The 13707-nt window shown below is 37.6% G+C and carries 15 protein-coding genes and 1 pseudogene; 3 read left to right on the top strand and 13 right to left on the bottom strand.

The genetic code is table 11. The features are described from left to right. Window positions 1–70: 70 nt before the first annotated feature. The 4 genes from KUA57_RS00160 to KUA57_RS00140 form a co-directional block, all read right to left on the bottom strand. Window positions 71–688 (bottom strand): RpiB/LacA/LacB family sugar-phosphate isomerase, encoded by a 618-nt coding sequence (locus tag KUA57_RS00160; RefSeq protein WP_218493434.1) that lies wholly within the window; start codon window positions 686–688, stop codon window positions 71–73. Between the two features lie 333 nt (window positions 689–1021). Further along, the gene (locus KUA57_RS00150; protein ID WP_001005371.1) at window positions 1022–1606 is read right to left on the bottom strand and encodes a Cap15 family cyclic dinucleotide receptor domain-containing protein; all 585 of its coding nucleotides are present in this window, start codon (window positions 1604–1606) and stop codon (window positions 1022–1024) included. A gap of 5 nt (window positions 1607–1611) precedes the next feature. Continuing rightward, window positions 1612–2499, bottom strand: a complete 888-nt coding sequence (locus tag KUA57_RS00145; RefSeq protein ID WP_001270697.1) for a nucleotidyltransferase domain-containing protein — start codon at window positions 2497–2499, stop codon at window positions 1612–1614. A gap of 134 nt (window positions 2500–2633) precedes the next feature. Continuing rightward, window positions 2634–3065, bottom strand: coding sequence for a recombinase zinc ribbon domain-containing protein (locus KUA57_RS00140; protein WP_001178677.1), 432 nt, complete (start codon window positions 3063–3065; stop codon window positions 2634–2636). On the opposite strand from KUA57_RS00140, the pseudogene KUA57_RS00135 reads away from it, so the two are divergent. The 3 genes and pseudogenes from KUA57_RS00135 to KUA57_RS00125 form a co-directional block, all read left to right on the top strand. Further along, window positions 3063–3242, top strand: a pseudogene (locus KUA57_RS00135) (Y-family DNA polymerase); the annotation flags it as partial. The gene KUA57_RS00140 and the pseudogene KUA57_RS00135 overlap by 3 nt on opposite strands. After that, window positions 3239–3607, top strand: a complete 369-nt coding sequence (locus KUA57_RS00130; RefSeq protein ID WP_195916247.1) for a hypothetical protein — start codon at window positions 3239–3241, stop codon at window positions 3605–3607. The pseudogene KUA57_RS00135 and the gene KUA57_RS00130, both read left to right, overlap by 4 nt. Continuing rightward, window positions 3594–3893, top strand: a complete 300-nt coding sequence (locus KUA57_RS00125) for a DUF5960 family protein (RefSeq protein ID WP_048716980.1) — start codon at window positions 3594–3596, stop codon at window positions 3891–3893. Before KUA57_RS00130 ends, KUA57_RS00125 begins: the two co-directional genes overlap by 14 nt. A gap of 117 nt (window positions 3894–4010) precedes the next feature. Here KUA57_RS00125 and msr(D) read toward each other — a convergent pair whose 3' ends face one another. The 9 genes from msr(D) to KUA57_RS00080 form a co-directional block, all read right to left on the bottom strand. After that, window positions 4011–5474 (bottom strand): ABC-F type ribosomal protection protein Msr(D), encoded by a 1464-nt coding sequence (msr(D), locus tag KUA57_RS00120; RefSeq protein ID WP_195916246.1) that lies wholly within the window; start codon window positions 5472–5474, stop codon window positions 4011–4013. Between the two features lie 119 nt (window positions 5475–5593). Continuing rightward, the gene (gene mef(A), locus KUA57_RS00115; protein WP_195916245.1) at window positions 5594–6811 is read right to left on the bottom strand and encodes a macrolide efflux MFS transporter Mef(A); all 1218 of its coding nucleotides are present in this window, start codon (window positions 6809–6811) and stop codon (window positions 5594–5596) included. A 385-nt stretch (window positions 6812–7196) separates the two neighbouring features. Next, entirely contained in the window at window positions 7197–7367 is a 171-nt protein-coding gene (locus KUA57_RS00110; RefSeq protein WP_002941306.1) for a hypothetical protein, read from the bottom strand. Between the two features lie 516 nt (window positions 7368–7883). Continuing rightward, a complete protein-coding gene (rlmD, locus tag KUA57_RS00105; protein ID WP_061864142.1) occupies window positions 7884–9239 on the bottom strand; it encodes a 23S rRNA (uracil(1939)-C(5))-methyltransferase RlmD in 1356 nt (451 codons plus the stop codon). Between the two features lie 73 nt (window positions 9240–9312). After that, a complete protein-coding gene (locus tag KUA57_RS00100; RefSeq protein WP_218493433.1) occupies window positions 9313–10287 on the bottom strand; it encodes a DUF1002 domain-containing protein in 975 nt (324 codons plus the stop codon). Window positions 10288–10360: 73 nt separating this feature from the next. Next, window positions 10361–10975, bottom strand: coding sequence for a cell wall hydrolase Pmp23 (gene pmp23 / locus KUA57_RS00095; protein ID WP_061864144.1), 615 nt, complete (start codon window positions 10973–10975; stop codon window positions 10361–10363). Then, window positions 10975–11949 carry a nucleoid-associated protein gene (locus KUA57_RS00090; RefSeq protein ID WP_033688830.1) on the bottom strand — a complete coding sequence of 325 codons (975 nt, stop codon included), beginning with the start codon at window positions 11947–11949 and terminating at the stop codon, window positions 10975–10977. The genes pmp23 and KUA57_RS00090 overlap by 1 nt, the downstream gene beginning before the upstream one ends. A gap of 7 nt (window positions 11950–11956) precedes the next feature. Beyond that, window positions 11957–13213 carry a serine hydroxymethyltransferase gene (gene glyA, locus KUA57_RS00085; protein WP_218493432.1) on the bottom strand — a complete coding sequence of 419 codons (1257 nt, stop codon included), beginning with the start codon at window positions 13211–13213 and terminating at the stop codon, window positions 11957–11959. Window positions 13214–13274: 61 nt separating this feature from the next. Then, window positions 13275–13706: a GNAT family N-acetyltransferase gene (locus KUA57_RS00080; RefSeq protein ID WP_049552049.1), complete on the bottom strand. Its 432-nt coding sequence runs from the start codon at window positions 13704–13706 to the stop codon at window positions 13275–13277. Between the last annotated feature and the right edge of the window lies 1 nt (window position 13707).

The raw sequence follows: 13707 nt of genomic DNA, 5'->3' as shown, positions 1-13707 counted from the left end.
GTCTATAAACCTTTTGACAATAGCATAAGGTTATCGTTAAAAGGTATTACCCCGACAAACTGTGATTTACTCATTTCATTAAATCAGCTATTTCTTTCTTCCCATACGCCTTTACATTCTGAATTACATTCTGTTTCCTCTTTATTGATTCAAACAATGATATATCTAGTACATTTGCGAATTCTTCAAACTGAACCTGCCCGATTCTTCTTATTTCTTTAAGTTTCTCGGCATCTCTTACCTTTCTCTCTGCCTCACTCTTGGGGTATCCTTGCCCAAATGGCTCTGAGAAAAGAGCTTCTATTGTTTTTTCAAGATTTTCAGTACCTGACCATGTATAATTTTCACCTAATGGTAATGATATCGCATTTCCATTATTAATCTGAGCAAATAAATAGGCATCATTCGGTGTAGGTGCATATCCGCAAATGACATCAGGCATACTATTACAAGCAAGCATCATTCCTTGTCCGGAAGAACAGCCCGTAACAACGAAATCAACTATCCTACTTGCCAACAAGATACCTATAAGAATAGAAATTTCTATATACGAGTATTTTTCATTTTCTTCCATCGTACAGCCAAAATTTATAACCTCAGATTTCTTTGGAGCATACTTTAATACAGCATCATAGATTATTTGATTTTTGGTCGCTTGCGAACTTGCTTGAATAACTCCGATTCTCATTCTTCCCCCCTTCAACTTCTAATTTAATTATTTCTTTTTCTTTGGTTTGGGTGCCGGTAATTCATTATATATTGAATTGAACAAGCCTTTATTTTCTACACTTCATTTATTCACTGGTTGCAACTTTTGACATCAAAACTACCGCCTCCACATGTCTTGACGGTTACTACCTATACTGTGAAACGAAATCAAAGCTGCTGAATATCCGTATTAAACTATTAAACGTAACTAATGCGAGTATTTACGGCTTCGTTAATATACAGTATTGTTACATCTATGCCAAGTTTCCGATAGTTAGTTCTTCTTTCTTTATTTAAATCTTTACAAATCCAACTAGCGAGAAGGGTTGTTTATCTCAAAACTCATTGAACCTTTGGTTCCTCGATTAGTATAATAATTTCCTTCTAGTTGATTTGGATTATCAATATCAAGAATTACCGTCCCATAATGTATAGGACTTTGCAATTCAGCCCTTGGGCTATTTAAATATGTATAAATTAATTTTTGTGTTCCATTATCATTGATAATTGATGCTGTAATGCTATGGCTCGAACTTTCACCCGTTTTAAACTTAACTTTAATAGTCGTAAATGACTGTTCAATAGTAAGTTCACAATTTCTTTCATTCTGATCATAGTCCGTCTTGAAACTACCTACATAATTCGCAAATAAAATTGGAACATTATGAATCTTAGATAGTAATGGCCACCGCCATGCTGTTTTTTCAAAAATAGCCATAATAATTGCTGTAACTGATATAGCTTCACCAATATACCCAATGGCTGAATATACCAATGCCAAAATATCAGATTTAAGATTCACTGCAATCTCTTGGCCACTTATTAACAATCTTAATAACAAGCAAATTGCAAAAACCCATATTGTAATATTCAAAAATTTTTTCTGCTGTTCATTCATAAGTTTTATTTATAATCCAAAAATTCAATCATTCTAACTAAAAAAGTTTTTGTATCCTGTAAATTCCATTTCTGCTCTGAACGAAAAAGGTAATACATTCCACTTACTTCAACCCAATTTAAATTCACTTGAGACACTATGTAATATAACGCTTGCTGTAACAACCCTGTGTAGCTATTACTATTGAAAAACATCTGTTCAGGTATATTCCAGACCAAACATTCTATCAAATATGAAGAAATGCGTTCGTTTGTCAATCCTAGCTCCTGCATCTCGTTCTTAATATGCTTCATAATCCTAACTAAATATTTATATTTATAGTGAGTAGATTTATTCTTAGAGATACCATTTTGTATATGAACTTTAGGATAATTAATTACTTCATAATTTCCGTTTGAGGTAAAAAATTTGATGCCTTCAACAAATTTTTCAGATGACCTGCTACCAATATATCTATAATTTCGATATTGAAAACATGGGACTACATCTGCATTTACGTGATATGAGTTAGAATTAATATTGATACACTTATTGCCAATAGAAACTGATTCTGCACCAAATTTTGAAATTAACGCTTTAATCACTTCGTTTTTAAATACATTAGCATTGGTGCTGCTACTAGAGTAATTATAGTCTAGGTCCGATAACCCATCTACATACTCACAATAAAATAAAGATTTCACCATGATACAGATATCAATGTCGCTATTTTTCTTTACATTCGTATTATTTGCATAAGAACCTTGGGCAAAAATTTCATATTCATACTTTGAAGAGAGCCCACTCCTTTCTATTGCATCTTTAATCATTCCAATAGTATTTTCAACCCGTGTTTCTTCAGTGGCAGATAACGGCTTAATCCATGATTGTAATGCTTCTTCAGAATATCTCATTATAAAACAACTCCATTTTAGTTTTTTGGTTAATTCATAAAAAGTAACCGATATTAAAAAAATCCTACATATAATTATACCACTAAACAAGAAAAAAGGCTGCAAACATAGTGAACTATACTATGCCTACAGCCTTATAAATCAACTTCTGTTCCTTCCAAAAATCTAACGGTTATCTGTCCATCCTCCGAAATCAAAATACTATCTAGTACCTGACACATCTCAAAGGAATCATATTCCCAACACTCCTTATTTATCAATTCAGCCAGTAACACACTGTAATGCTTTTCTAATAACTGGTTTTCTTCCAAGATCTTATTCCACTTTCCATGCAACAAATCCATATTCTCACTCAGTAGTTTAACTGCCATCATTACAGCTTTCTCTAGTGTTCCCTCATCGATATGGTTGTTCTGACAACCAATCTGTCCCTTTACCTTATAACGGTTGTTACACTGCCAAACTTTACGTTTGCCACGACTGGTCGTCCAGTTCTTACGTCCAAAAGCTGAACCGCATTCTGCACAGAACACCTTGGTAGTAAAAGGGTTGTCCTCATTTTGCATGATGTAGAAGAAATTGAAAAAGAAAATAGACTTCAGACAGCTATTGATGTTGTCAGAGAACAGTTTGGCTTTTTAGCCATACAAAAAGGAACCGTCCTAACTGAAGGTTCCTAAAATATTGAACGCAGTAAACTTATTGGCGGTCATTCCGCTGGTGGATTGGAGGGATTAAAATGATTGACCGTTCATACTTACCATTTCAATCAGCAAGAGAGTACCAAGATATTAAGATGCAAAAATGGATGGGCTTTTTCCTATCTGAGCATACATCAGCACTCTCCGATGATACAAACAAAGTAACGTACATGTCTGATTTATCACTAGAGAAGAAATTATTACTCCTCAGTCAAGTATACGCTGGGCAGCTACACACGCGCATTCATGTGATTGAAAAAAACAAGCGTGTTTCCTACACTGGAACAATACCAAGTCTGAATAAGGATTTCATTTTGATAAAAACTACAACAGGTCACATCAATCTGAAATTGAGAGATATTATGAATATTGAACTTGTTGAGGAGGTACTTTATGAATCAGCTTGAGTTTCAACGTAATCACCTGCAAATGGACTATTACAGCGAGAGCTACCAAGATTTTGAACGTGACTTCTACCGCTACTCCAACATGAATATTCCATTGACCTTCCTGACGGATGATATCCTCAAAACAATGGCGACTTCACATAAGAATTACTTTGTCCTAAATAAGGAAAAGTCCAAAGATAACCGCGATCACTTCTTCATATTTGAAGTAAGAACCTTAGAAGAGAATCCACTAATCTATCATTATACATATAAGAAAACTACAATATATTTAGCAGAAAAATAGGAGCAGTTCAATTGACTGTTCCTATTTTTAATATTCATAAAATCTAAAGTCTTTATACTCTTTAACAATGGAGCCGCCAGCCAGTACAGACTACATTGACCGGCGACTACCTTAAATTTAATGTTTCAGATTTATTTTCTTATCTCTAATTTCATAAACTACATCTGCTACATTTTCGAGTAATCGTTTATCGTGGGTGATAAACACGATAGTTCCGGTGTATTCCTTCATTAATATTTCCAAAGCCTCTAAGCTTGGTATGTCAAGGAAGTTACTCGGTTCATCCATTAGCAGGATGTTATATCTACCCATAAGCATTTTAGCCAGCAACAATTTAATAATTTCTCCGCCGCTTAAAGCAGATAAGCTTTTTCCAATATCGTTTTGTTTAAGCCCAATTGATGCTAGAACCGAACGAATTTCTGAAACATTGTATTCACAATCCTCCTGCATAAACTCCATGACTTTCTGATTACCGTTGTACTTGTAACTATTTTGTGCAAAGTAACCTATTTTTGCCTTAGGTGAAATAGAAATTCCATCTTCATGGTTTATGATCATTTGGATTAAAGTTGTTTTTCCTGTTCCATTGCCACCAGTTAGCGCCACTTTTGCTCCTAGGGGAATTTGAAAAGATGCTTTTTCAAACAGTATCTTATCCCCAAATATTTTAGTAATTTCCGTACCGACAATAGGATATGGATTGTAGAGTGCCAATGCATCACTTTGCCTGAAACGAATCCTGCGAATGTCTTCTGGAGCTTCTACATTTCCTAAGGCCCCAATCCTATGGTCTAGGGATTTAGCGGCATTATGCAACTTTTTTTCCTTACTTCCTATTGATTTTTGATGAGCTAAACGTCCTCCGCCTTCAGTGCTTTGTTTTTTTGAAGCACCTTTTGCCTTCTGTTCTATTTTACGAGCCTGTTTTCGCTTTTCCTCCGCAGCCCTTTCCAATCGGGCACGTTCCGCAATAAATTGTTCGTATTCTGCAGCTTGGCTCTTACGTTCTTCCTCTTTCTGACGAAGATAATCAGAATAGTTTCCCCAATACTCAGTGATTTTGCCATCTTTCAGTTCCCATATTTTATCTACTATTTCATCAAGAAAATAGCGGTCATGGCTAATAACTAACAGTGCACCTGTAAAATATTTTAGCTGTCCTATTAGAAAATCAATTCCGTCACTGTCTAAATGGCTCGTAGGTTCATCCGCTAAAATACCATGAACCTGTGCCGATAAGGCCTGTGCTATTTTAAGCCTTGTTTCTTCACCACCGCTCATAGTCTGTATATTTAATTGCTCAACACCTAGCTTGCCTACAAGTGCAAAATCTTTTTCCTCCTGCAGAGTTACTTCGTCCAACTGGGGAATATAGGCAAGTTCACCCAGACGATTCATTTTACATCCTGGGGGAGTTAATTCTCCTAAAAGTACCCTGAGTAAAGTGCTTTTTCCAGCACCATTTGCTCCTACTAAACCAATACGGTCATAATCATATACTTCTAATTCATTTATATCTAAAACATCGCGTCCTTTGAATTCCACACGAATGTCTTTTGCTTTTAATATTAATTCCATAACATTTCCTCCTGTCTATAATCGCATGCTTTCATTTGCTTGTATGCAGGGAAAACCCTGCGATTTTAGCAGGAAGAGTTACATGAAAATAAGATACATAAATATTCCTCCAATATTGTTTATTTTAAATCTAATTTTCTAACCTCAGTTATCATTTGGCAAACTATAGCAATGCCAATAATTAAAATACCTGATAGTAAAAACCAATGATTTACACCGATTTTATCAGCAAAGAATCCAGAAAGAATTAACCCAATTGGCATAGCAAGTGACATGATACTTCCGGTCAAAGAAAATACACGTCCTAAATATTCAGGCTTAATTTTCTCCTGAAAAAGAGCTGTTTGCACACCGCTATAAAATGGCACCGAAAGCCCCATTATTGCACAGCAAACTACAAATATTACAAATCCATTTGGAGGAAGTATTCCCGAAACGGCTAAACTGGTCCCCATTATAAAAAATGAACTTGTTATTAGTAATACATGCTTTTCGAAGCCCCCTAATCTTCCTAATAATAAGCCTCCTGCTAGCATCCCAAATGCAAAGGAAATTTCCGTAATAGAAATATGCACAGGCGTTCCATTAAAGTGTTCCATGCTTATTAAAGGAAATAGTGCATTGATTGGCATATAAACAAAAGTATATAGTGTTCCTAAGAGTAATAAGGCAAACAATCCTTTGTTTTGTCTCAGAACCACAACTCCTTCTTTCATCTCTCTTATGAAATTTGGTTCTAAACTTTGCACTTGATTACCCAGCTTAGGTATACGTACAATTGCTACCGTAATAGATGCAATCACAGCACCCAATACGTCGATGGCAATAATAGCATTTAAATCCCAAACGGAGTATAAGAGTGCTGCAACTGCCGGACTAACAATATAGCTTATAGACTGCAAAGACTGACTATAGCCTGCGCATTTCGTTAGCTGTTCTTCTGGTACTAAAAGTGGTGTAACCGCATTGAGTGCTGGGGTATGAAAAGCTGTTCCAATGCTACGGATAAACAATACTATCATAATCATCCAGACAGGTAGCTCCATACAGAATGCAACAATAGCAAACACTGCACCAGCTGCTGCGATAATTAAATCGGCACCAATCATTATCTTCTTCCTATCATGACGATCCACTAGCACACCAATGGCAGGTCCCAAAATCGCATAGGGTAAAAAACCTACTAATGAAGCCATAGACAAGACCATCGCAGATCCTGTTTTTTCTGTAAGGTAAAAAATAATCGCCATTTGCAGGATGGCACTAGTGATTAATGATACTGCTTGCCCTGCCCATATTGCATAAAATTTTCGTTTCCAATTGTTGTATTTTTCCATTTATATTATCTCCTGCATATTATTTTGCTTGAATTTCTATTTTGAATAGCATTCTAGGCAATAAAAAATGCAGGCCAAACCCCACAATGTGGCTTTTGGTCTGCATACATACAATTTGGAAACATTCATATTAAAGACATAGTTAAATAAAGGTATAGTTAAATAACCAATATCCTCACCGTAACTAATGAATGCTCAATATCGTATAAATAAGCACAACAAAAAAGCCTATCATCGGGTATAGATTCTGCTTTTTTTATTGCCAGCTTATCTTAAACGCATTGAGGCTGTCATAGTTTCGGTTCCTCCTACATCTTTGTTTATATCAATTTATAGTATAACACAAAAAGATGATATGTTCAATATAAAAGTTATGGAATGAGTCTCATACTTCCAATTCGATGCCAGATTTAAAGGATATGACGAAGTGTTCTTCATAGACTGTAACGCTCTGGATTATCTTCCTTAGTAGCAAGCGATTAGCTTTCACAAAATCTTCTGTTTGTAGTTTTAAAAATTCATCAGGATTTTCTAACTCAACCTCAAAATATTTCATTTTACATTCCCTCATTTCATTTATTGATAAATTGAGTTTACAAAAAAGAGTGGACAATTTTTGTCTACTCTTGACCTTTAAAATAGTTTTTTTAAAAACGATTTGAAGTTGCCTAAATTATTACTTATTCGGTAAAATGCAGTATTCCTTTCAACAGCTTTCCTTCAACTACACTTCACTTGATTCAAACAAGGTGGGGATGTTTCTATTCCCACAAACTCCTTGTCAATGGAAACAAACACGTACCCACAGGGTAAATGGAAATAGAAACTGATAATTTCTAGCTATCACTTCTACTCCCTCCAAAAAATTACTCACTCTGATACTCCCCCCCATACGACAAAAAGCCTTACAATTCAAGGCTTTTCATTATCCTTTTCGTTCAAAGGTTTCTAAGCTTTTACGAGCAGAGCGACACACTCAGCGGTTCGCTATCTCCGTTCTGTCTGCGTGCTAGCACTTGTCAATCACGGACAGCTATCGCATGGGCGGAAGTAAATGCTAATCTTCGTCGTTTTACTCCTTGACTAGCAAACTTACCGCCTCAACATGATGCGTTTGAGGAAATAAATCCACTGGCTGAACTTTCTTCAACTCATATCCCAATTCTTGGTAGAGTTTGATATCACGCGCCATGGTGGCGACATTACATGAGATATAGGCGATGCGGTCGGCTCCTGTTTGGCTACTTGCCTTGATAAAGCTTTCTGTGAGTCCTTTTCTTGGTGGGTCCACTAGTATAAGGCTTGGTTGAATTCCATCTTTAAGCCAATTTTTCATAGCATTTTCAGCTGTGTCACAAACATAGTGGGCATTTGAAATATTGTTTAGCTGAGCATTCTTTTTGCTATTCTCAACCGCTTCTGGAATCACTTCGACACCATAGACTTCCTTGACATGTTTCGCAACAGAAAGACCAATCGTCCCGATACCAGAATAGGCATCAATGATCACATCGTCTTCTTTTAATGCAGCAAAGTCAATAGCCGTTTGATAGAGCTTCTCCGCCATTTCAGTATTGACTTGGTAAAAAGCGGGTCCAGCGATTTGGTAGTCATTTCCCAACATCTGGTCAGTGATAAAGTCATGTCCATAAAGTGTGCGCCATTCCTTACCAAAAATAGCATTAGTGTTCTGGTCATTGATATTTTGCATAACAGACACAATCTCTGGGAACTGCTTGATTAGTTGTTCAATCAATTGCTCCACACGAAAAACTTTGGGACGAGTTGTTACCAAAATAACCATAATTTGACCTGAATAGTGTCCGCGACGTACCACAAGATTACGAATCAAGCCAGATTGTTCCTTTTCATCATAAGGTTTCAGGTCATAACGACGGAGCAAGTCGCGTAGGGCTACTACTACCTCGTCAATCACGGAATCTTGGATAAAGAAATCTTCTAGAGGCATGAGGTCATGGGAATTCTTACGGAAAAAGCCTGTTTCCAAGACACCATTCACTCGACGAACAGGAACCTGCGCCTTATTGCGGTACTTGACTGGATTTTTCATACCCAAAGTTTCAGCAACCTCTATATCATCAATTCCAGCAATCTTGTAGAGACTATCCTTAACTTGCTTGGTTTTAAACTTGAGCTGTTCTGGGTAGGCAAGATGACCTAAATCCGCGATTCCTGAACGCAGGTAAGCCAAATCTAGATCTTGATTACGGTGTGGTGACTGGACAAGGTATTCTTCCACTTTCCCAAAACCAATCTTTTTATTAACCTTGAGAACTCGCATGAGAATTTTTTCACTCGGTAATGCATTCTCAACAAAAAATACCAAGCCATCTACCTTGGCAACTCCTGCCCCTTCATGGGTCAAGTCAACAATTTCAACTTCTACAATATCATTTTTCTTTAACATTCTCTTCTCTTTCTATTGGCCGACAAAAAAGACGGCAACGTTACGGTTACCATCTATTATACCATGAAATTTCTTAAGAACCAAAACTCTTGAAGAAGTTGACAATGGCTTGCCAGAGGGAGCTTAAGAAGTTACCACCGTCCTCTAGCGCCTTATTAGCATCAAAGTTAAGGTTGATATTTTTAAAACTGTCGCCAGCTTGTGATACGATACTTTGTTTAAGGTCATTTAAGGTTTTAGTGAAGTCTGCATTGCTGAGAATATCACTCTTTGAGAGATTCAAAGCAAAATTGATGATGATATTGATCTGGTTTCCTGTTATAACCTGATCAAGTTTGTAATTTTTTAAGGTATCTTCAACGATTTTGCGGACATCTTCCTCTGTCAGATTTCCCTTACTTTCTTTAGCTTTGGCGAGTCCTGACTTGATATCGGCTAGGGCAACGTTCAATTTATTAGCATCATAGCCAGTTTTGTCCTTGTTTTCAGCATTGATATCAGATAAGGCTTTGAGTTCTTCTTGAGCCAGGTCTTTGTTGGCCTGCGGCACCTTGGCTCCATTAGCTTCTAGCGAATAATAAATCCCTGCTAAAGCACTTTCACCAGTAACTGGAATAGGGGCTGCTACAGTGATTTTGGCATGTTCCACTCCCAGCGTTACTGCTGCATTTCGGTACATATCCTGCGTCACCTTCGTGATGTTTTCTGGTGTTTCAATCTTGACCTCAAGTGACGACTTATTACCTAGTTTTTGAATCTTGGCTGATGAATACAACTGTAAGCTAGAGTCATTGGCAACATTCATAATCTTAGAATAGACATCAGGTGTCATGGTCTTGAGTTCTTTGGTGTCTGTTGAGGCATTGTAGCCTAGTTTTTTTAGGGTTTGATTTTTTTGATCTTCAGACAATGATGAACCTAGGACATATTCAGGTTGGACATAGTTTTCATCGATGACTTTTTGAACATCTGTTGCTGCATGGGCACTATTCATAGCTGTTACTGACCACAAGACCGCAGCACTAGTCAGAAAGAGTTTCTTTCTCATAGGGAATTTCCTCCTTTACCTTTCTAGAGTAATATATCTATCTTAAAGAAAACTTATAACAAAAACACCTGGACTAGCCAGATGTCGAAAAGAGAGTGAAAGTTTTGATGATGTAAAGGTTGAGTTGCACCTGTCTAGAATAATAATAGTTTCCTCCATTTACATAGAGTTCGGCTCCATGAAAAATGGAAATGGGGTGAATATAACTATAAGTCTTTCCAGTGGTATTGCCAAGCAAGGGAGCAACTGTATCACGAGAATACTGTTTAGCCAGAGCTAGGGTGTTTTCCTTACCATTTTGGGCAATAAAATCGATATAGGCAGGTCCAAAATTATAGGCTTGAACAGCTGTCCAGACATCAACACCTTTCTTCTGAGCCAGATAGAGGTTGTCTGTCAGAGTTTGAACGCCTTGTCGAATGCTAGAGGCATTATCATTGATGGTGTTGGTGGAACCACTTGCAGACTCACTAGACTGCATAACATCGCCTTCTTTTCCTTTTGTTTCAGTATAAATCATAGCGAGCACAAGCTCTTCGTTTGCTGGGGTGTCTTTTTCACTCAAAATTTCTCGCACCATGGGTTGATAGGTCATGACTTGCTTGACATCTTGGTGAACGCGGTAAGCTTTATATCCAGCAAAAAGGAAGACTGCTAGTACAAGCACTCTTCGAATTCGTTTAAACATTATTTACTTTGAATATCCTCGATATTTTTGATTAAGATAGAGTAAGTTCCATTGTCGTTTTGGATAAACTCGACCGATTCTGCGTCTTGATAGACGTTATTGGGAACGATGAGCTCAATTCCATTTGACAAGGAAAGTTTTTGGTTTTCAAATTTTTTAAGCTGACGACTGGCATCAATTTCATCAAATTGAACAGGCTCTGGTACAGCTTCCTTGACTTGATCAATAAAGCTCAAACGAGCTGTCAGGTTGTTATCAAAAAGGTCATTGGCCAATTTTTCAGGTGACAATTCATTGCTTTCTTCTAAGTTGTTGAAAATCGCTGATTTGACCTTAGATTGAAATTGAAAATCATCTGTGTTAAAAGTCTCAGCAATTCTCTGGGCCGTTTTTTCCAGTTCTTTGATAGATTTCTTAGGAGAAATCTTAGGAGCGACAGCAAGAAGATTATCTGAAAAATAGTTCAAAAAAGTCCCATTGTACTTGATTCGTTTTTCAATCAGATGGTACTTGCGACTTTGAAGATTAACCACCAAGGCTTCGTCAGCACCCGTTCCAAATCCAGGCAGGTTATTCTGAGTCAGCTTGATTGGATTATCAACTTCTCCACCGAGGTGGGTCAAGGTCTCCCGCAGGGCAATTCGTAAGAAAGCAAAATGTTCTACACCTTCTTTAGAAAATTGCACAAAAATCAAGTCATTGGTCTTGAGATTTTCTGAAATGCCGAACTCCTCTTTCCAGAGATTAGCCAGCGTTACTGATGTCTCCAACAAATCGTCTGTGATGTGATTGAAGAAGGGATTTTCTTCTTCGAAAATCCCAGTCTTAGCTTCATCTGAATATACACGTTCAATTTTTTTACGCAGATATTCTTCGATTTTTGGAGTAATATTGAGAAATTTATCCGCTAGGAACAGCTCGGTGTCATCCGGACTGAACTGATGAATAATAGCTTTCTTAATATAAATGTCCATAAAAGTTTTAGTCCTCGTATAATGGGAAGGCATCTGTTAATTCTTCAACTGCACTTCTCACTTCTTCTAAGACAGCTTCATTTTCTGCATTCTTAAGGGTTTTAATGATAAGTTCAGCCACTTTGCGACTTTCTTCTTCACCAAATCCACGTGCAGTAATAGCTGCTGCTCCGATACGAATCCCACTTGTCTTGAATGGTGACAAGCTTTCGTAAGGGATTGAGTTTTTATTTAGGGTAATATTGACCTCATCAAGCAAGTTTTGAGCAACTTTTCCGTTTTCTACAACCTTGGTTACATCCACTAGAAAAAGGTGGTTTTCAGTTCCTCCAGAAATGATACGGAAATCAGGGTCTTGCAAGAAGACATTTGCCATAGCCTTGCTGTTTTTGATTACATTAGCAGCATATTCCTTGAAGGCTGGATCCAAAACTTCTTTGAAGGAAACAGCCTTAGCAGCCACAACATGCTCTAAAGGACCACCCTGAATACCTGGGAAAATTGCTGAATTGATTTTCTTAGCTAATTCTTCATCATTGGTTAAAATCAAACCACCACGAGGGCCACGAAGGGTTTTGTGGGTCGTTGTTGTCGTGATATGAGCGTATGGCACTGGGCTTGGGTGAAGACCAGCTGCCACCAAACCAGCGATATGAGCCATATCTACCATGAGCTTGGCTCCAACAGCATCCGCAATTTCACGGAATTTTGAAAAGTCGATAATTTGAGAATAGGCTGAAGCACCTGCTACGATTAGTTTAGGTTTTACTTCTTGCGCTTGTTTTAAGATAGCATCAAAATTCAAGAGTTCCGTTTCAGGGTCAACACTGTAAGAAACAAAGTTGTAGGTTTGACCTGAGAAGCTGACAGGAGCTCCGTGGGTCAAGTGACCACCTGCTGCCAAATCCATCCCCATAACGGTATCACCTGGTTCAATCAAGGCCATGTAAGCTGCACAGTTGGCTTGACTTCCTGAGTGTGGTTGGACATTGGCAAATTTAGCACCGAAAATTTCTTTTGCGCGTTCAATAGCTAGACTTTCTACCACGTCTACCACATCAGTTCCACCATAATAACGGCGGCCTGGGTAGCCTTCGGCGTATTTATTCGTCAAGATAGACCCTTGAGCTGCCATAACAGCCTTGGAAACTACGTTTTCCGAAGCAATCAACTCAATGTTGTTTTGTTGGCGTTCTTCTTCTTTGGCAATAGCATTCCAGAGATCAGCATCGTATGCTTTAAAATCATCTTTGTCAAAAATCATAGGTCTTCTCCTTTATTGTATGACTAGTCCATTAGTTTCATTTTCTTATTAGAAAATCAAACTAAAAGATGCGAATAAACCGTTTCTGCATTTTATCACAAGTATAACCAACTTTTTCATAAAATGCATGAGCACCCAGACGATGATCGGCAGAGTTTAAGCGAATAAACCCATAACCCCGTCTTTTTGCTTCTTGATCCAACCCTTGTAATAAGCTTTTACCAATACCTTGACCTTGCGCTTGAGGCGAAACCGCTAAGCCTAAAATATTAAATCCTGCTTTGGAATAGAGGGATTCATAAACTTCAGCATGGACATAACCAAGTAAGAAATGACTGGTTGCATCCTCATAGCCAAGAAGGAAATGATGGGAATCCTGAGATAATCTAGCTAGTTGACTAGCTGTGTCCTCTAGACTAAAAGAATAGCCTAAGGCTTCTTGGTTGATCTCACATATAGCATTCACATCTGTTTCTTGTAAATCTCTTAGCATC

Source organism: Streptococcus vulneris, assembly GCF_019218685.1.
Taxonomy (GTDB): Bacteria; Bacillota; Bacilli; order Lactobacillales; family Streptococcaceae; genus Streptococcus; species Streptococcus vulneris.
The sequence above is the reverse complement of the archived record's forward strand: the minus strand, read 5'-3'. Positions and strand labels throughout refer to the sequence as shown.

Bases quoted from the DNA above. Each gene is read 5' to 3' on its own strand.
- KUA57_RS00160 (WP_218493434.1), bottom strand. From the start codon at position 688: ATGAGAATCGGAGTTATTCAAGCAAGTTCGCAAGCGACCAAAAATCAA.
- KUA57_RS00150 (WP_001005371.1), bottom strand. From the start codon at position 1,606: ATGAATGAACAGCAGAAAAAATTTTTGAATATTACAATATGGGTTTTT.
- KUA57_RS00145 (WP_001270697.1), bottom strand. From the start codon at position 2,499: ATGAGATATTCTGAAGAAGCATTACAATCATGGATTAAGCCGTTATCT.
- KUA57_RS00140 (WP_001178677.1), bottom strand. From the start codon at position 3,065: ATGCAAAATGAGGACAACCCTTTTACTACCAAGGTGTTCTGTGCAGAA.
- KUA57_RS00130 (WP_195916247.1), top strand. From the start codon at position 3,239: ATGATTGACCGTTCATACTTACCATTTCAATCAGCAAGAGAGTACCAA.
- KUA57_RS00125 (WP_048716980.1), top strand. From the start codon at position 3,594: ATGAATCAGCTTGAGTTTCAACGTAATCACCTGCAAATGGACTATTAC.
- KUA57_RS00110 (WP_002941306.1), bottom strand. From the start codon at position 7,367: ATGAAATATTTTGAGGTTGAGTTAGAAAATCCTGATGAATTTTTAAAA.
- rlmD (WP_061864142.1), bottom strand. From the start codon at position 9,239: ATGTTAAAGAAAAATGATATTGTAGAAGTTGAAATTGTTGACTTGACC.
- KUA57_RS00100 (WP_218493433.1), bottom strand. From the start codon at position 10,287: ATGAGAAAGAAACTCTTTCTGACTAGTGCTGCGGTCTTGTGGTCAGTA.
- pmp23 (WP_061864144.1), bottom strand. From the start codon at position 10,975: ATGTTTAAACGAATTCGAAGAGTGCTTGTACTAGCAGTCTTCCTTTTT.
- KUA57_RS00090 (WP_033688830.1), bottom strand. From the start codon at position 11,949: ATGGACATTTATATTAAGAAAGCTATTATTCATCAGTTCAGTCCGGAT.
- glyA (WP_218493432.1), bottom strand. From the start codon at position 13,213: ATGATTTTTGACAAAGATGATTTTAAAGCATACGATGCTGATCTCTGG.
- KUA57_RS00080 (WP_049552049.1), bottom strand. From the start codon at position 13,706: ATGCTAAGAGATTTACAAGAAACAGATGTGAATGCTATATGTGAGATC.